Source organism: Pulveribacter sp., assembly GCF_032079985.1.
Lineage (GTDB): Bacteria > Pseudomonadota > Gammaproteobacteria > Burkholderiales > Burkholderiaceae_C > Melaminivora.
The window spans coordinates 951,792-967,733 of sequence record NZ_DAMATK010000001.1; the positions used below are offsets into that span (position 1 = coordinate 951,792).

The following is a 15,942-nucleotide window of genomic DNA, read 5'->3' on the forward strand; positions in this document are numbered from 1 at the left end:
TCAAACCAACGGGTTCCGCTTGGCCCGGTCGGCACCATAAGCCGAAAGAAGGAGACACATGTCAAAGACGCAATTCACGGAAGGTTCTGCCCCCTACATTTCCCGCCGCAGCGCGCTGCAGGCGGGCGCAGGCCTGGCGCTGACCGGGGTGGCAGGGGTGCGCTGGGCCTTTGCTGCTGACAAGCCTGCCATGGGGACCTGGCCCGCGGGCTCGCAGGGCAGCACGGTCTACATCGGCGCCGCGGTGCCTCTGACGGGTGCCTATGCCGTGCAGGGCGAGGACGAGCGCAAGGGTATGGAACTGGCCATCGAGCACATCAATTCGAATCACGAGCTGATGAAGAAATTGGCGCCCAAAATCAATAATGGGGTATTGGGAAAGAAGGTCGGTTTTCTATCGGCCGACTCCGCAGCAAAGCCGAATCAGGCCTTGCAGGTCGAGCAGACATTCATCAATCAAAACAAGATTGTTGCGATGATCGGCTCGACATCGTCCGCAGTGGCGGTGGCTCTGAATAAATTCGCTCAGCGCGAGAAGATTCTCTATATGGCCGGAATCTCCGGGTCAAATGACACCACCGGCAAGGATTGCGTGCGCTATGGTTTTCGCCAGGGCGTTTATGGGGAGATGTGCGCCAATGCCATCGGCCCCATTTTGGTCAAGCAGTTCGGCAAGAACCGCAAGGCGGCCTTCATGACGCCGGACTACACCTATGGCCACACCACCACCGAGTCGGTGCGTGACTTCCTGGTCAAGCAGGCTGGCTGGACCATGGTCACCAACCAGGTCTCCCCGCTGGGCACGCAGGACTTCAGCCAGTACCTGACCAACATCGCCAATGCCGGCGCCGACTTCCTGATCAACGTGAACTGGGGCCGCGACGCCGTGCTGTCGAGCCAGCAGGCCAAGCAGTTCGGCCTGCTGCCGAAGATGACGCTGGTGCTGCCCTACCAGATCCCGTTCTTCGCCCGCGAGGCGGGGGTGGATATCAGCGAGGGGGTGTTCGCTGCCACCGACTTCTGGTGGACGCTGGAGGACCAGTACCCGCTGGCCAAGCAGTTCGTCGAGTCCTTCCAGAAGAAGTACGGCTACCGCCCCGAGTGGGGAGCTGAGAACGGCTACATGAGCTTCGCCCACTGGGCCCGCATGGTGACGGAGGCCGGCAGTTTCTACCCGCCCGACGTGATCAAGCAGTGGGAGAAGGGCGAGCCCGTGCCCCACCTGCTCGGTGACTTCCACTACCGCCCGCAGGACCACCAGTACGTGCGCCCCGTCATCATCGTGCGCGGCAAGGCCAAGAAGGACATGAAGAACCCAGAGGACTTCTGGGATGTGGTGGAAGTGGTGCCCGGCGACAAGGTGATCCAGGCACCCGACGCCTTCGGTTGCAAGCTCGGCGACTACACCTGACCGGTCGGGGCAGGCGCCGGCTTCTGCTGGGCGCCTGAGCCCCCGCTTCTGCCGTTTTCGTTCTCTGCAGATACCCGCGCCGCCAGCGGTGGGGCGGGTATCTGCCGCCCGAAAACCATTCTTCATCATTCTCGATCAAGGCAGGTCAGCGTGATCAACTGGGCCAACTTCATCTCACAGTGTTTCAACGGGCTGGTGCTCGGCGCTTTGCTGGCGCTGATCTCCTCCGGCCTGACGATCATCTATGGCACGCTGGGCGTGCTCAATCTGGCGCACGGCGCCATGTTCATGCTGGGTGGCTACGCCGGCTGGCTGGCCTATACCTACACCAGCTCGTTCATCGTCGCGGTCGTTGCCGGGGCCTTGTTCGTGATGGTGGTGGGCCTGATCACGGAGCAGTTGATCATTCGCCACTTCTACTCCCGACCGCCGGAGGACCAGCTCCTGGTGACCTTTGGCCTTGGCATCGTCTTCGTCGAGGCCGTGCGGTTCTTCTTCGGCAGCCTGTCCAAGACCGTACCGCCGCCGGCGCCGCTCACGGGCATCACGCAACTGGGCTTCATGGTCTATCCGACCTACCGGATCGGCCTACTGGCGATCATCGCGGTGGCGCTTTTTCTCCTGTACTGGGTGCTGTACCGCACCCGCATCGGGATGATCGTGCGCGCCGGCATCGAGGACTCCGTGATGGTCGACTCGCTCGGTATCAACGTCTACCGCATCTTCATGCTGGTGTTCGGCATCGGCGCCATGGCGGCGGGCTTTGCCGGCATCGTCAATGCGCCGGTGGTCTCGGTGGCGCCAGACGTCGGCGACGCTATCCTGGTGCAAACCTTTGTCGTAGTGGTGATTGGCGGCGTGGGCTCGTTCCCTGGGGCCATCCTGGGTGGGCTGATTGCTGGCGAGATCATCAGCCTGACCTCGATGGTCAACCCCGCTTACTCCTACGTCATGCTGTTCGTCGCCATGACGCTGGTGCTGGTGCTGCGCCCGCGCGGGCTGCTGGGCAGTGTTGGTCGTGAATGAAGGGAATCACACAATGACAAGACAGCGTCCCTTCCTCGTCGAGGGATTGACCATCCTCGCGCTGATAGCGGCCCCCTTCGTGCTGCCGCACCTGGGTTTTTCTCCGGCCACCATCAATCGCATCCTGATCTGGGGGCTGGTTGGCATTGGTTTCGACCTGCTGTTCGGCTACACCGGCCTGCTGTCGTTCGGCCAGTCGGCCTTCTTCGGCTCGGGTGGCATGTTCGCGGCCTATCTGCTTACGCAGACGTCGTTCACCAACACCGTCGGGGCGCTGTTGCTCGGCACCGTCTTCGCTGGGGTGATCGGCTACGTCATCGGGCTGATAGCGCTACGGCGTACCGGCATCTATTTCGCGATGATCACCGTTGCGATCGCCGAAGTGTTCTTCTTCGTGGAATTCAACCCTCTGTCGCAGTACACCGGCGGCGAGAACGGCCTGCCGGGCGTGCCGTCGCCCAACCTGAGCCTGGGTTTCACCACCCTGGAGTTCAAGAGCAACCTGGAGATGTACGCCTTCTTCGCGTTCTGGTACTTCGTAGGGCTGGTGATTGCACTACGCATCGTGCGCTCGCCTTTTGGCCTGGTCATGCGTGCCATCCGCGAGAACCCGCTGCGCGCCCAGGCGCTGGGGCACAACGTCCATGGCTACAAGCTGGTCGTGTTCGTCATCGCGGCGATGTACGCCGGCTTTGGCGGCGGTCTGCTGGGCATGATGCAGGGGTTTATGCCGCCAGACGCATTCATGTTCGCGACCTCGGGTGAGATCGTCATGCAGACCGCCATCGGCGGCGCGGGCACGCTGTTCGGGCCGTTGCTGGGTGCCATCGTCTGGCTGTACCTGAGTGACTTCTTCCAGACGGTGCTCAACCTGGGAGCGACGTGGCGGCTGATCCTGGGTATCGTGTTCGTGCTGCTGGTGTGCTTCCTGCGCCGCGGCCTGGCGGGTGCCATTTCCGACCTCTACCACATGCTGCGCAATCGGCGGCAAGTTGCTTCGCCTGCGGTGCCGGCACCCGCACCCGTGGCTGCACCGGCTGGGCGCATGGACGCCGGGGGCGATGCGACAGTGACCATCAAGACCACGGCCGGCAAGACCGGTCCCATCCTCAAGGCTACCGGCCTGACCAAGCGCTACGGTGGTCTGCTGGCCAACAGCAACATCGACTTCACCGTCGATCATGGCGAGATCCGCGGCATCATCGGCCCCAATGGCGCCGGCAAGAGCACCTTCTTCAAGATGCTGACCTGCGAGGTCGAACCCACGGCGGGACGCATCGTCTTCGACGGCAAGGACATCACGGAGATGAACGTCACGGATGCCTGCCAGATGGGTTTGACCAAGAGCTACCAGATCAATCAGCTTTTCGAGCGGCTGACGGTGCGACAGAACCTGTCCATTGCCGCCCTGGGCGAGCTGCGCGGCAAGTTCAAGCTCGACCTGTTCCGCAGCCTGAACAAGGTGCCCAAGCTGAACCGCCTGGTGGAGCAGACGGCCACGCTGGTGAACCTGACCGCCCGCCTGGATGCTCCGGTGTCCGAGCTGGCCTATGGCGAGAAGCGCCGGCTGGAGATCGGCTTGGCACTGGCAACCTCGCCCAGCCTGCTGCTGCTGGACGAACCCCTGGCCGGCATGAGCCCGCAGGAGCGCGTGGAAACCGTGGCTCTGCTCAAGTCCATCGCACGCGGGCGCACCCTGGTCATCATCGACCACGACATGGACTCGCTGTTCGAACTGGTCGGCAAGGTCACCGTGCTGCAAGAGGGGAGCTTGCTCGTAGAAGGCACACCCGAAGAAATCAAATCCAACCCCAAGGTCCAAGAGGCCTACCTCGGGGGTGTTTATGAGGAGGTGGCATGAGCTTGCTCGAAGTCACTGGCCTGAACAGTTACTACGGCGACAGCCACATCCTGTTCGACGTTGCCATGCACGTGGAGCAGAACGAGGTGGTCGCCCTGCTGGGCCGCAACGGAGCCGGAAAGTCGACCACCTTCAAGAGCCTGATGGGCGTGGTCAAACCCAGGAGCGGCAGCGTCAAGCTGGACGGCGTGGAGCTGGCCGGCAAGAAGGCGCATGTAATAGCACGCCACGGTATGCAGCTCGTGCACGAAGAGCGCCGGGTTTTCGGCAGCCTTACCGTGGAGGAGAACATCATCCTGGCGGGGCTGACGGCCGATAACAAATGGCCTCTAGCCCGCATTTACGAGATGTTCCCCCGACTCAAGGACCGCTGCCGCAGCCGCGGTACCGATCTTTCAGGCGGGGAGCAGCAGATGCTGGCCATCGCCCGGGCACTGGTGCGCGACCCGAAAATTGTCTTGTTGGATGAGCCTTTCGAAGGGCTTGCGCCGGTGATCGTCAAGGACTTGGTGCGCATCTGCCGGGAGCTGGCCCAGCAGGGACAGACCATCGTGCTGATCGAGCAGAACCTCGCGGCCACACTTTCGCTGGCCAAGCGGGTCTACATACTGAACAACGGCCATATTGCGCATGAGGGTACGGCAGCCGATCTCAAGGCCCAGCCGGAGATCATCCAGCGTTATCTGGGCGTTTGAGAGGTTCCGGACATGCCTGTTGCCTATGCCGTTGGGCGCATCAGTGTCAAAAATGCGCAGCTGTGGGCCGAGTACCGCAGCCGCGTTCCGGCCACGCTGCTCTCCTGGGGTGGGGAGTTGCTGCTGCGTGGCAAGGCCGTAATGGCGTTATGCGGCGCCGAGTCCCACGAGGATATCGTTGCGATCGCCTTCCCCGACGTGCAGGCAGCACAAGGCTGGTTTGCCTCGCCGGGCTACCAAGCGCTCACTGCATTGCGCAGCGAGGCGGCCGACGTGGTGCTGACGATCTACGAAGCCTGATCGCCAGCGCCAGGGTCGGCCGGTTCATGGCCAGGCATGCGGAATTCTTCGTTGGCCCACGCTCCCAGATCGATTTTCTTGCAGCGCTCGCTGCAGAAGGGCCGGAAAGGATTCGCCGAGCTGTACAGGCTGGGGCCGCCGCATGTTGGGCAGGGGACCTGCTTGGCTGACGATGTGTCGGTGGAAGAGGGTATCTGCGCCATGGTGGGTCGATTCAGGCACACAGCGTGAGTTCAAAGGCTGCGTCTTCGCTAGTGGGCACTAGTCGGCCGCTTTCTTCCTGACGCATCAGTCGCACGGAGACGATCAGCCGGTTGCCGCTGATCTCCGGGATCAGCTGCAGGGCCGGGTCAATCGCCAGTCGCAGCAGCTGGAAGGTGCGCCCTTGCGGCAGGTTCTGCTGGAATTGTCCGCGTTCGGCGGCCACCTTCTGGGGCGTACCCGTATCCCGCAGCAGCCGAAGCAGTAGGAGTATGGCCTCGGCCAGCGGGGCCAGGTTGGCGGTCCAGCGGTCCAGGTCATGCTGGCGCTGTGGTGCTGGCAGATGCTGCCAGGCGTAATAGGCTGGCAGATCAAACCCGCAGGTGCCACCCGGAATGCCCACGCGGCTGCGGATGCTCATCAGCCACTCGTTTTCGGTCAGCGTCTGGCCGGCTTTGCCGCTTTGCGAATTCAGCGCGGAAAAGCACTGATCCAGCTGGCTGATCACGCCGTTCAACGCAGCCTCGGAAATCGAGGGATTGCCGCGAAATCCCTCCAGCTGGTGCTTGTGCTTTTCCAGATCCTTGAGCACGTCGGCCTTGAGGTCGGCGCGTGCAGCCACGTCCATCACCTCAAAGATGGTGACCAGTGCGTAGTGATGGTCCAGCGGATGGCTGCGGCTGGCCAGCTCGCCCAGTCGGCGAAACAGCTGCTCCAGACGCAGGTAGGTTCTCAGGCGTTCGTTGAAGGGGTATTCGTAGAGGATCACGCTGCGGACTTTCCGGGCAGGCACGCGGCCGCATCGCCGGCGCCCTGTGCATCATAGTCCCAAGCTTGCACCGATCTGACGGGCTACGGCCTGTAGCTCTGGCAGTCCAAGCCCCTCGTTGAAAACCACCCAGTCGGCCGCCGCGCGCCTTGTGGCGCGGCTGCTCTGCGTGGCCATGATGGCACGCACCGCCTGCTCGTCCAGGCCGCTGCGCGAGCGCACGCGCTCGATCTGCGTGTGTTCGCTGCAATCCACCACCAGCACGGCATCGAGCTGGCGCGGCCAGCGGGCTGATTCGGTGAGCAGGGGAATGTCCAGTACCACTACGCGGTGGCCGGCATCCTGGGCATGCTGCTGTGCCTGCGCGATGGCCTGGCCCACCAGCGGGTGGATGATGGCCTGCAGCTGCTCGCGGGCATGCGGCTGGGAGAAGGCGAGTGCTCGCATCCGTGCGCGATCCATGGCGCCATGGGCGTCAATGAAATCTTTGCCGAACTGCGTTCGTATGGCGTCAATGGCGCTGCCGCCGCTCTCGGTCACGGAGCGTGCCAGCTGGTCCGCGTCCACTAGCGCTGCACCGCAGGCCTGCAGCATGGCGGCGAAGGTACTCTTGCCGCTGCCGATGCCGCCCGTCACGCCCAGCCGCAGGGGGCGGTGGCGTGCATGTGTCATGCCAGGCCCAGGGCGGAGAACACCGCCTGCATGATGCGGCCCGGCCCCCACAGCAGTGCAGCGAAGCCGCCGCCGGCCAGAAAGGGGCCAAACGGCACGTACTTGCCATCGCGCAGGCTGCTGGCGAATTTCATTGCGATGCCGACAAGGGCTCCGATGACGGATGCGAGCAAGATGATGGGCACCAACGCCTGCCAGCCAAACCACGCGCCCAGGGCGGCAAAGAGCTTGAAGTCGCCATAACCCATGCCTTCCTTGCCCGTGGCCAGCTTGAAACTCCAGTAGACGGTCCACAGCGACAAGTAGCCGGCCGCTGCGCCCGCCACGGCCTCCGTCAGCGGCACAGCGGTCAGCCCCGCGGCCGATGCCAGCAACCCTCCCCACAGCAGGGGCAGGGTGATATCGTCGGGCAGCAGGGTGGTGTCCCAGTCAATGAAGGTTAGCGCTACCAATGCCGCACAAAACGCACACCAGGCCACCGTCGTTGCCGTCCAGCCCCATTTGGTGCCGCAGGCATAGAACAGCGCACCCGTTGCCAACTCCACCAGGGGATAGCGCGCGCTGATGGGGGCCTTGCAAGAAGAGCAACGCCCACGCAGGGCCAGCCAACTGAACACTGGCACGTTTTCAAACCAGCGGATGGCGTGTCCGCAAGATGGGCAGCGTGAGCGGGGTGTCCAAAGATTGAAGCGTTCTGCCTTTTCCTCGGCAGCCTGGCTGTCTGCAGGCAAAAGGCCGCGGTCCTGGGCGTATTGCACGCACTCGGCAGCCCACTGTTGCTCCATCATCAATGGCAGCCGATGGATGACCACGTTCAGAAAGCTGCCCACGAGCAGTCCGACGATGCCGATGAATACGGCATCGGCGATGGGAGACCCCGTCATCAGACCACTTGTCCCAGCTTGAAGATGGGCAGATACATGGAAACCACGATGCCGCCAATGAGGGTGCCCAGGAATACGATGATGATGGGCTCCATCAGGCTGGATAGGCCAGCCACCATTTCATCCACCTCGGCTTCGTAGAAGTCAGCCGCCTTGCCCAGCATGTGGTCCAGGGCGCCGGACTCCTCGCCGATCGCACACATCTGCAGCACCATGGAAGGGAAAACGTTGGCGTTGCCCATGGCCGCTGTGAGGCTGGTGCCGGTGGACACCTCCTGCTGAATGCGTTCGGTGGCCGACGCATAAACGTAGTTGCCCGCGGCCCCGCCGACGGAGTCCAGAGCCTCGACCAGCGGCACGCCTGCGGCGAACATGGTGGACAGGGTGCGCGTCCAGCGTGCGACGGCTGACTTGTCGATCAGTGCGCCGAAGATGGGCAGCTTGAGCAGCAATCGGTCCATGGTCGCCTGCATCTTCTCGCTGCGCTTCCAGGCCTGCATAAAAAAGTAGAAGCCCCCCCCGATCACGCCGAAGATCAGCCACCAATAGGCGACAAAGAACTCGCTTATGGCCATGACCAGCAGCGTGGGTGCCGGCAGGTCTGCGCCGAAGGAGGTGAACACTTCCTTGAACGCAGGAATCACGAAGATCATGATGATGGTCACCACCACGAAGGCCACCACGATCACGGAGATGGGATACATCAGCGCCGAGCGGATCTTGGACTTGATGGCCTCGGTCTTCTCCATGTACAGCGCCAGCCGGTCCAGCAGTGCCTCCAGAATACCGGCTGCCTCGCCCGCCTCCACCAGATTGCAGTACAGGCTGTCGAAGTACATGGGGTACTTGCGAAACGCTGCGTTCAGCGAAGTGCCTGTCTCCACATCTGCCCGGATGTCATTGAGCAGTTTGGTTACGCTAGGGTTGCTGTTACCCCGGCCCACGATGTCGAAGGACTGCAGCAGGGGTACGCCCGCCTTCATCATGGTCGCCATTTGGCGGGTGAAGAGCGCAATGTCCTTGGGTTTGATCTTCTTGCCCGAACGCGTGCGGCGTTTTTTGATCTTGGTGGCCAGCACGCCCTGGCGGCGCAGTGTGGCTTTGACCTGGTTTTCCCCAGAGGCGCGCACCTCGCCGCGCACGATCTTGCCGCTGCGGTCTTTCCCCTCCCACTCAAAGACTGCGTCCTTGATCCCCCTCGATGCAACCGTAGCCATATCTCAACCTCTCTGTTGGCGGTCTTTATTCATTGGTGACGCCCAGGACTTCTTCCAGCGACGTCAACCCTGTTTTTACTTTGTGCAGGCCGGACTGGCGCAGCGAGCGCACTCCCTCCAGCCGGGCCTGGGCCGCGATCTCCAAAGCGCTGCCGTCGGCCAAAATGATGCGTTGCAGGTCTTCGGTGATGGGCATCACCTCATAGATGCCCACCCGGCCCTTGTAGCCGTTGTTGCAGGCCGAGCAGCCAACGGGTCGGTAGGGCGTCCAGGACCCATCGATCTCCTCCTCGCTGAAGCCGGCGTCCAGCAAGGATTCGTGCGGAATGTCCGCAGGCTCCTTGCAATTGGGGCACAGGCGGCGCGCCAGGCGTTGCGCGGTGATCAGGATCACGCTGGAGGCAATGTTGAATGGGGCGATGCCCATGTTGCGCATGCGCGTGAGCGTGGTGGGCGCGTCGTTGGTGTGCAGCGTGGAGAGCACCAGGTGGCCGGTCTGCGCAGCCTTGATGGAGATGTCTGCCGTTTCCAGGTCGCGGATTTCGCCCACCATGATGATGTCCGGGTCCTGGCGCAGGAAGGCCTTGAGCGCGGCGGCGAAGGTAAGCCCCGCCTTTTCATTCACGTTGACCTGGTTCACGCCGGGCAGATTGATTTCCGACGGGTCTTCGGCCGTGGCGATGTTTACGCCGGGCTTGTTCAGCAGATTCAGGCAGGTGTAAAGCGACACCGTCTTGCCCGATCCGGTGGGACCCGTCACCAAAATCATGCCGTAGGGGCGGCCGATGGCCTGCAGTAGTCGTTCTTTCTCTTCGGGCTCGTAGCCCAGCGCATCGATACCCAGCTTGGCGCTACTAGGGTCCAGGATACGGATCACAATCTTCTCGCCGAACAACGTAGGCAGCGTGCTGACGCGGAAGTCGATCACCCGGTCAGGACCGACTTTTAGCTTCATGCGCCCGTCCTGGGGTACACGCTTTTCGGAAATATCCAGTCGGGAGATCACCTTGATGCGCGAGGCCAGCTTGTCCTTGATGGCGATCGGCGGCGAGGCAATCTCACGCAATTCGCCATCGATACGGAATCGAACGCGGTAGTGATGTTCGTAAGGCTCGAAATGCAGGTCGGACGCACGCATGTTGAACGCGTCCAGCAGCATCTTGTGCAGGAACTTGACGATAGGCGCGTCTTCGACCTCGTTCGCCTGGGTGTCCTCCTCTTCGGTCGCCGCCTCCATAGCGGTGTCGTCGAACTCGAAGTCACCGCCGCTGACGATGGCATCCATCGACTCAGGCCCGCCCTTGGCGGTGGCATCAATCAGGCTCAGCAGCTTGTCATGCTCAGCGATCACCCAGTCCACGCCCATCTGCGTGGTGAACTTGATCTTCTCCGCGGCCTCTTGGTTGGTGGGGTCCGCTGTGGCAACGATCAGGCGGTTGCTGCGCTTGCTCAGCGCCACGACCCCATAAGCCTGGCACAACTTGATGTCCAGCAGCTCCTTGGAAATGCGCAAAGGGTCCAACGCCTCGATGTCCAGTAGCGGTGCACCAAAGACGGCAGATACGGTGTGTGCGACATCAGCGGGCGAAATACTGCCGCTGGCTGTCAGAGTCGCGATAAAACTGGTGCGCGAAGCTTGTGATTTTTTGTAAACTTCTTCAGCTGTTTGTTGCGTCAGCTTGCCCACCGACATCAACGCGCGCGCCAAGCCCGGCAGTGCGACGGGCTGGGCTTCTTTTTGAGGGGTGTTGACGGCAGCCATGTAACCAGCGGAGTCTTGTGCGGGAAAAGGAAACCATCCTATCACTGCACCTCTCGAATACTCGCCCCGCCAACCCGGCCGGCGCCGGGCGGATGCGTTTCCACCTCTCGAAGGGGGTGCATAGGCCAAAAAAAGCCCCTGGCCAATGTTGGCCAGGGGCTACATATCTGGAATAAAAGAATGAATCCTGGTCGGGGTGAGAGGATTCGAACCTCCGGCCTCTACGTCCCGAACGTAGCGCTCTACCAGGCTAAGCTACACCCCGAAAGCTCCTTGCATCCACGCACTTCAAGTGCGCCGCTCAAGCAGCTGAGCCGCCAATTGTAGCAAACCTTCAGCATAAGAATTGGCTGGCAGCTTGCGTGCCGCATCGATTGCCAGCTGTGCCTGGGTCGCTGCGGCCTGACGGGTGGCGTCCAGCGCACCCGTCTCGCGGATGATGGCTACCACGTTGGGCAGCTCGTCGGTCGAGCCGGTTTCGATCACTCTGCGCAGCAGCTGTTGCTGCTCAGGATTGCCCCGCTGCATGGCGATGATGAGGGGCAAGGTCACCTTGCCCTCGCGCAGGTCGTCGCCCAGGTTCTTGCCCATTTCGCCGGCATCGCCGTCATAGTCCAGTACGTCGTCAATGACTTGGAAGGCTGTACCTAACGCCTGTCCATAGTCAGCGCAAGCCTGCTCAATGTCGGCGTGGCTGCCTGCCAGAAGGGCCGCCAGGCGCGCGCTGGCCTCGAACAGCTTGGCGGTCTTGGACCGGATCACTTCGAGATAGCCAGCTTCGTCCAGCGAGGCATCGTGGGTGTTCATGAGCTGCTGCACCTCGCCCTCTGCGATGACATTGGTGGCGTCGGCCAGCACTTGCATGACACGCATGTTGCCCGTGTCCACCATCATCTGGAAGGCGCGCGAGTAGAGGAAGTCACCCACCAGCACGCTGGCCGGGTTGCCGAAGTTCTCGTTGGCGGTAGCGCGGCCACGGCGCAGGGTGGATTCGTCCACGACATCGTCGTGCAGCAGCGTAGCGGTGTGGATGAACTCGACCACTGCCGCCAGTTTGAAGCGTTGCGCGCCCTGGTAGCCGAGTGCACCGCTGACCAGCAGCAGCAGGGCGGGGCGCAGGCGCTTGCCGCCTGCAGAGATGATGTAACGGGCCACCTGGCCCACCAGCGGCACGCTGGACTGCAGACGGGTGGCGATGACCTTGTCCACCTCCTGCATGTCTTCGGCGATCAGAGCGAGGGCGGCGGCGGTGCTGGGGGATTGGACTGCCAAGATGGTGGCCGGTTGGTGGCAAAACCCGGGATTATAGGAATGCCCGAGCGCTGGCCCCGTGTGCATGCAGCCCTGCGGCGGCGTGCAAGTGGGCGCGGATAGTGGTGTTTTTGCCGGCCCGTAGTACAATCCTGGGTTCTGCAAAAATTCGTTTGCGGAACTCCAACTGAACGAGGTTTACATGTACGCGGTCATAAAAACCGGTGGCAAGCAGTATCGCGTTGCCGCTGGCGAAAAAATTAAGGTAGAACAGATTGCTGCGGAAGTAGGCCAGGAGATCGTGATCGACCAGGTTCTGGCTGTCGGCAACGGCGCTGAACTCAAGATCGGTACGCCCCTGGTATCCGGCGCAAGCGTGAAGGCCACCGTCGTGGCACACGGCAAGCACGACAAGGTTCGCATCTTCAAGATGCGCCGTCGCAAGCACTATCAGAAACGTCAAGGCCATCGCCAGCAGTTCACCGAGCTGCAGATCGAGGCGATTGCCGCTTAACTACCAGGAGCAGATCTCATGGCACAGAAAAAAGGCGGCGGCTCTACGCGAAACGGGCGCGATTCCAAGCCCAAGATGCTCGGTGTGAAGGCTTACGGTGGTGAGCTGATCAGCGCTGGCTCCATCATTGTGCGTCAGCGCGGCACGCGCATGCACCCCGGCCTGAACGTGGGCATCGGCAAGGACCACACGCTGTTCGCCCTGGTGGACGGCCACGTGTCCTTCGGCACCAAGGGCGCACTGTCCAAGCACACCGTGAGCGTGACTCCGGTCTGACCGCAGTCGCTCCGGCGTGATCCGCAAAGCCCCGCATCGCCGGGGCTTTGTCGTTTGCGCGCCAGGGCGGCGCGCTTTTGTAAACTGCACAATCATGAAATTTGTCGACGAAGCCTTTATCGACATTGCCGCCGGCGATGGGGGCAATGGCTGCGTGTCGTTCCGCCACGAGAAGTACAAGGAGTTCGGCGGTCCCAACGGCGGGGACGGCGGGCGGGGCGGGCATGTGTTCGCGCTGGCCGACCCGAACCTGAACACGCTCGTCGACTACCGCTACTCGCGCCGCCACGAGGCCAAGCGTGGCGAGCACGGCATGGGCTCGGACATGTTCGGTGCGGCCGGCAGCGACATCACGCTGAAGATGCCCGTGGGCACCATCCTGAGCGATGCCGAGACGGGCGAGGTGCTGTACGAACTGCTGCAGCCGGGCGAGGTCATCATGATCGCCAAGGGCGGCGATGGCGGCTTCGGCAACCTGCGCTTCAAAAGCGCCATCAACCGCGCCCCGCGGCAAAAGACGCCCGGCTGGCCGGGCGAGCGCAAGAACCTCAAGCTGGAGCTGAAGGTGCTGGCCGACGTAGGCTTGCTGGGCATGCCCAACGCCGGCAAGTCCACCTTCATCGCCGCCGTCTCCAATGCACGGCCCAAGATCGCGGACTACCCCTTCACCACGCTGCACCCCAACCTGGGCGTGGTGCGGGTGGGGCCGGAGCAGAGCTTCGTCGTGGCCGACATTCCCGGGCTGATCGAAGGCGCCTCTGAGGGTGCGGGCCTGGGCCACCAGTTCCTGCGCCACCTGCAGCGCACTCGGCTGCTGCTGCACGTGGTCGACCTGGCGCCGTTTGACGAAGGTGTGGACCCGGTGGCGCAGGCCAAGGCGATCGTCGCCGAGCTGAAGAAATACGACGCCCAGCTCTACGCCAAGCCGCGCTGGCTGGTGCTCAACAAGCTGGACATGGTGCCGGCCGAGGAGCGCGCCGCACGCGTGCAGGACTTTGTCAAGCGCTTCAAATGGAAGGGGCCGGTGTTCGAGATCTCCGCCCTGACGCGCGAAGGTTGCGAGCCGCTGATCCGCGCCATCTACCAGCATGTACACGCCGAGCAGCGGGCAGCGAACGCCGAGCCGGTCGAGGTGGATCCGCGCTTTGCCGGCGACCAGGACCAGACGGCGTAAGCTTGCCGCCGCTGCAGTACTATTGTTTTCATAGCTGCCAGCGCTTGCCAGATAAGGGCTAGAGCCCGATTTCATTCAAATATGAACTCCAGTGTGTTGCGTGATGCCCGGCGCATCGTGGTCAAGGTCGGCTCCAGCCTCGTCACCAACGAGGGGCGCGGGCTGGACGAGTTCGCCATTGGCGAATGGAGCCGCCAGCTGGCGGCCCTGGTGCGCGGCGAGGCCGGTGCGCCGCGCGAGGTCATCATGGTCTCCAGCGGCGCCATCGCCGAGGGCATGAAGCGGCTGGGCTGGGGCAAGCGTCCGCGCGAGATCCATGAGCTGCAGGCCGCCGCCGCCGTCGGCCAGATGGGGCTGGCGCAGATGTACGAGACCAAGCTGCGCGAGCAGGACATGGGCAGCGCCCAGGTGCTGCTGACCCACGCCGACCTGGCCGACCGCGAGCGCTACCTGAACGCGCGCTCCACGCTGCTGACGCTGTTGCATCTGGGCGTGGTGCCGGTCATCAACGAGAACGACACGGTAGTCACCGACGAGATCAAGTTCGGCGACAACGACACGCTGGGCGCCCTGGTGGCCAACTTGGTGGAAGCCGATGCACTGGTCATCCTGACGGACCAGAAAGGCCTGTATACGGCCGACCCGCGGCGCGACCCGTCCGCGCAGTTCGTGCACGAGGCGCAGGCCGGCGACCCGGCGCTGGAGGCCATGGCCGGCGGCGCAGGCTCCAGCATCGGCAAGGGCGGCATGATCACCAAGATCATCGCGGCCCGCCGAGCCGCGGGTTCGGGCGCCTCCACCGTGATCGCCTGGGGGCGCGAGAGCGACGTGCTGCTGCGCCTGGCGCGCGGCGAGGCCATCGGCACGCTGCTGGTGGCGCAGACTGCCAAGTACCACGCGCGCAAGCAGTGGATGGTGGACCACCTGCAGCTGCGCGGTGCGGTGACGGTGGACGCTGGCGCCGCCGCCAAGCTGCGCGGCGAGGGCAAGAGCCTGCTGCCCATCGGCATGGTGGCGGTGGAGGGCGACTTCGATCGGGGCGACGTGATTGCCGTGCGCGACGCGGCCGGCAGCGAGATCGCCCGCGGCCTGGCCAACTACGCCAGCGCCGAGGCTCGCCTGCTGTGCCGCAAGCCGTCCTCGCAGTTTGAACAGCTGCTGGGCTACGCCGCCGAGCCGGAGATGGTGCATCGCGACAACATGGTGTTGTCGCCGCAGCACTGAACAGTCAGTCCTTGTCGCCCGGCTGGGGGCCACGCGTCAATGGCGCCAAGGGCTCCAGCGGGGCCGGCACGCCGTTTTGCGGGTCCGGGTCGAAGCTGGCGCCGGGCGGCAGCTCCACCCCGGGTCGGACCAGCATGCTGCCGCCGCTGCGGTGAGAAGGCATCTGCAGGCCGTCGTATTCTCTCGAGCGCATACCGCTGCGCAGGTAGCGGTTGCGCTGTTCGTGGCGAGGGATGAAGCGGGCCAGCTCGGTCAGCGCCATCTCATAGACGCCGCGCTTGAACTCGACCACCACGTCCAGCGGCACCCAGTATTCGTTCCAGCGCCAGGCGTCGAACTCAGGGTGGTTGGTGGCACGCAGGTTTAAATCCCAGTCGTGGCCTAGCAGCTGCAGCAGATACCAGATCTGCTTTTGGCCGCGGTAGTGTCCGCGCGCATCGCGGCGGATGAACCGGTCTGGCACCTCGTAGCGCAACCAGTCGCGGGTGCGAGCAATGACACGTACCTGGCTGGGCTGCAGTCCGACCTCTTCGTGAAGCTCCCGGAACATGGCCTGTTCGGGGGTTTCGCCGCGGTCGATGCCGCCTTGCGGGAACTGCCAGCTGTGGGTGCGTATGCGCTTGCCCCAGAACACCTGGTTCTTCTGGTTGAGCAGGATGATGCCGACGTTTGGGCGGAAACCGTCCCGGTCGAGCATAATCTGAC

General features: G+C 63.2%; 17 protein-coding genes and 1 tRNA gene. 9 read left to right on the top strand and 9 right to left on the bottom strand.

The annotated features are described in order from the left end of the window. Positions 1-58 precede the first annotated feature (58 nt). The 5 genes from RT282_RS04425 (at position 59) to RT282_RS04445 (ending at position 5,293) form a co-directional block, all read left to right on the top strand. Positions 59-1,411 carry a substrate-binding protein gene (locus RT282_RS04425; protein ID WP_312304792.1) on the top strand — a complete coding sequence of 451 codons (1,353 nt, stop codon included), beginning with the start codon at positions 59-61 and terminating at the stop codon, positions 1,409-1,411. Positions 1,412-1,561: 150 nt separating this feature from the next. After that, entirely contained in the window at positions 1,562-2,437 is an 876-nt protein-coding gene (locus RT282_RS04430; protein WP_312757620.1) for a branched-chain amino acid ABC transporter permease, read from the top strand. A 13-nt stretch (positions 2,438-2,450) separates the two neighbouring features. Further along, positions 2,451-4,298, top strand: a complete 1,848-nt coding sequence (locus RT282_RS04435) for a branched-chain amino acid ABC transporter ATP-binding protein/permease (protein ID WP_313312055.1) — start codon at positions 2,451-2,453, stop codon at positions 4,296-4,298. Further along, positions 4,295-4,993: an ABC transporter ATP-binding protein gene (locus tag RT282_RS04440; RefSeq protein ID WP_313312057.1), complete on the top strand. Its 699-nt coding sequence runs from the start codon at positions 4,295-4,297 to the stop codon at positions 4,991-4,993. Before RT282_RS04435 ends, RT282_RS04440 begins: the two co-directional genes overlap by 4 nt. Before the next feature lie 12 nt (positions 4,994-5,005). Continuing rightward, positions 5,006-5,293 (top strand): DUF1330 domain-containing protein, encoded by a 288-nt coding sequence (locus RT282_RS04445; protein WP_313312059.1) that lies wholly within the window; start codon positions 5,006-5,008, stop codon positions 5,291-5,293. On the opposite strand, the gene RT282_RS04450 is transcribed toward RT282_RS04445, so the two are convergent. The 8 genes from RT282_RS04450 to RT282_RS04485 all read right to left on the bottom strand — a co-directional run bounded on the left by RT282_RS04450 (position 5,281) and on the right by RT282_RS04485 (position 12,070). Beyond that, positions 5,281-5,496 carry a DNA gyrase inhibitor YacG gene (locus RT282_RS04450; RefSeq protein WP_312306032.1) on the bottom strand — a complete coding sequence of 72 codons (216 nt, stop codon included), beginning with the start codon at positions 5,494-5,496 and terminating at the stop codon, positions 5,281-5,283. The two genes, RT282_RS04445 and RT282_RS04450, sit on opposite strands and share 13 nt — an antisense overlap. 11 nt (positions 5,497-5,507) lie before the next feature. Then, on the bottom strand, positions 5,508-6,263 hold the full coding sequence (gene zapD, locus RT282_RS04455; protein WP_313312061.1) for a cell division protein ZapD: 756 nt from the start codon (positions 6,261-6,263) through the stop codon (positions 5,508-5,510). 51 nt (positions 6,264-6,314) lie between these two features. Next, positions 6,315-6,935 carry a dephospho-CoA kinase gene (gene coaE / locus RT282_RS04460; RefSeq protein WP_312306029.1) on the bottom strand — a complete coding sequence of 207 codons (621 nt, stop codon included), beginning with the start codon at positions 6,933-6,935 and terminating at the stop codon, positions 6,315-6,317. Beyond that, complete coding sequence (locus RT282_RS04465; RefSeq protein ID WP_312306027.1) at positions 6,932-7,819, bottom strand: A24 family peptidase; 888 nt, start codon at positions 7,817-7,819, stop codon at positions 6,932-6,934. The genes coaE and RT282_RS04465 overlap by 4 nt, the downstream gene beginning before the upstream one ends. Beyond that, the gene (locus RT282_RS04470) at positions 7,819-9,036 is read right to left on the bottom strand and encodes a type II secretion system F family protein (RefSeq protein ID WP_312306025.1); all 1,218 of its coding nucleotides are present in this window, start codon (positions 9,034-9,036) and stop codon (positions 7,819-7,821) included. The genes RT282_RS04465 and RT282_RS04470 overlap by 1 nt, the downstream gene beginning before the upstream one ends. 25 nt (positions 9,037-9,061) lie before the next feature. Further along, on the bottom strand, positions 9,062-10,798 hold the full coding sequence (gene pilB, locus RT282_RS04475; protein WP_313312063.1) for a type IV-A pilus assembly ATPase PilB: 1,737 nt from the start codon (positions 10,796-10,798) through the stop codon (positions 9,062-9,064). Positions 10,799-10,986: 188 nt separating this feature from the next. Next, a tRNA-Pro gene (locus RT282_RS04480) sits at positions 10,987-11,063 on the bottom strand. A 23-nt stretch (positions 11,064-11,086) separates the two neighbouring features. Further along, on the bottom strand, positions 11,087-12,070 hold the full coding sequence (locus RT282_RS04485; protein ID WP_313312065.1) for a polyprenyl synthetase family protein: 984 nt from the start codon (positions 12,068-12,070) through the stop codon (positions 11,087-11,089). A 181-nt stretch (positions 12,071-12,251) separates the two neighbouring features. On the opposite strand from RT282_RS04485, the gene rplU reads away from it, so the two are divergent. The 4 genes from rplU to proB all read left to right on the top strand — a co-directional run bounded on the left by rplU (position 12,252) and on the right by proB (position 15,237). Next, entirely contained in the window at positions 12,252-12,563 is a 312-nt protein-coding gene (gene rplU / locus RT282_RS04490; protein WP_312306021.1) for a 50S ribosomal protein L21, read from the top strand. 18 nt (positions 12,564-12,581) lie between these two features. Continuing rightward, entirely contained in the window at positions 12,582-12,839 is a 258-nt protein-coding gene (rpmA, locus tag RT282_RS04495; RefSeq protein WP_312306019.1) for a 50S ribosomal protein L27, read from the top strand. 94 nt (positions 12,840-12,933) lie between these two features. Further along, positions 12,934-14,013 carry an Obg family GTPase CgtA gene (gene cgtA / locus RT282_RS04500; protein WP_312757638.1) on the top strand — a complete coding sequence of 360 codons (1,080 nt, stop codon included), beginning with the start codon at positions 12,934-12,936 and terminating at the stop codon, positions 14,011-14,013. Positions 14,014-14,094: 81 nt separating this feature from the next. Then, entirely contained in the window at positions 14,095-15,237 is a 1,143-nt protein-coding gene (proB, locus tag RT282_RS04505; protein ID WP_312306016.1) for a glutamate 5-kinase, read from the top strand. Between the two features lie 4 nt (positions 15,238-15,241). Here the strand turns inward: proB and RT282_RS04510 are convergent, their stop codons facing one another. Then, the gene (locus RT282_RS04510) at positions 15,242-15,934 is read right to left on the bottom strand and encodes an RNA pyrophosphohydrolase (RefSeq protein WP_313312068.1); all 693 of its coding nucleotides are present in this window, start codon (positions 15,932-15,934) and stop codon (positions 15,242-15,244) included. Positions 15,935-15,942: the final 8 nt, after the last annotated feature.

Bases quoted from the DNA above. Each gene is read 5' to 3' on its own strand.
- RT282_RS04425 (WP_312304792.1), top strand. From the start codon at position 59: ATGTCAAAGACGCAATTCACGGAAGGTTCTGCCCCCTACATTTCCCGC.
- RT282_RS04435 (WP_313312055.1), top strand. From the start codon at position 2,451: ATGACAAGACAGCGTCCCTTCCTCGTCGAGGGATTGACCATCCTCGCG.
- RT282_RS04440 (WP_313312057.1), top strand. From the start codon at position 4,295: ATGAGCTTGCTCGAAGTCACTGGCCTGAACAGTTACTACGGCGACAGC.
- RT282_RS04445 (WP_313312059.1), top strand. From the start codon at position 5,006: ATGCCTGTTGCCTATGCCGTTGGGCGCATCAGTGTCAAAAATGCGCAG.
- RT282_RS04450 (WP_312306032.1), bottom strand. From the start codon at position 5,496: ATGGCGCAGATACCCTCTTCCACCGACACATCGTCAGCCAAGCAGGTC.
- coaE (WP_312306029.1), bottom strand. From the start codon at position 6,935: ATGACACATGCACGCCACCGCCCCCTGCGGCTGGGCGTGACGGGCGGC.
- RT282_RS04465 (WP_312306027.1), bottom strand. From the start codon at position 7,819: ATGACGGGGTCTCCCATCGCCGATGCCGTATTCATCGGCATCGTCGGA.
- RT282_RS04470 (WP_312306025.1), bottom strand. From the start codon at position 9,036: ATGGCTACGGTTGCATCGAGGGGGATCAAGGACGCAGTCTTTGAGTGG.
- pilB (WP_313312063.1), bottom strand. From the start codon at position 10,798: ATGGCTGCCGTCAACACCCCTCAAAAAGAAGCCCAGCCCGTCGCACTG.
- rplU (WP_312306021.1), top strand. From the start codon at position 12,252: ATGTACGCGGTCATAAAAACCGGTGGCAAGCAGTATCGCGTTGCCGCT.
- rpmA (WP_312306019.1), top strand. From the start codon at position 12,582: ATGGCACAGAAAAAAGGCGGCGGCTCTACGCGAAACGGGCGCGATTCC.
- cgtA (WP_312757638.1), top strand. From the start codon at position 12,934: ATGAAATTTGTCGACGAAGCCTTTATCGACATTGCCGCCGGCGATGGG.
- proB (WP_312306016.1), top strand. From the start codon at position 14,095: ATGAACTCCAGTGTGTTGCGTGATGCCCGGCGCATCGTGGTCAAGGTC.
- RT282_RS04510 (WP_313312068.1), bottom strand. From the start codon at position 15,934: ATGCTCGACCGGGACGGTTTCCGCCCAAACGTCGGCATCATCCTGCTC.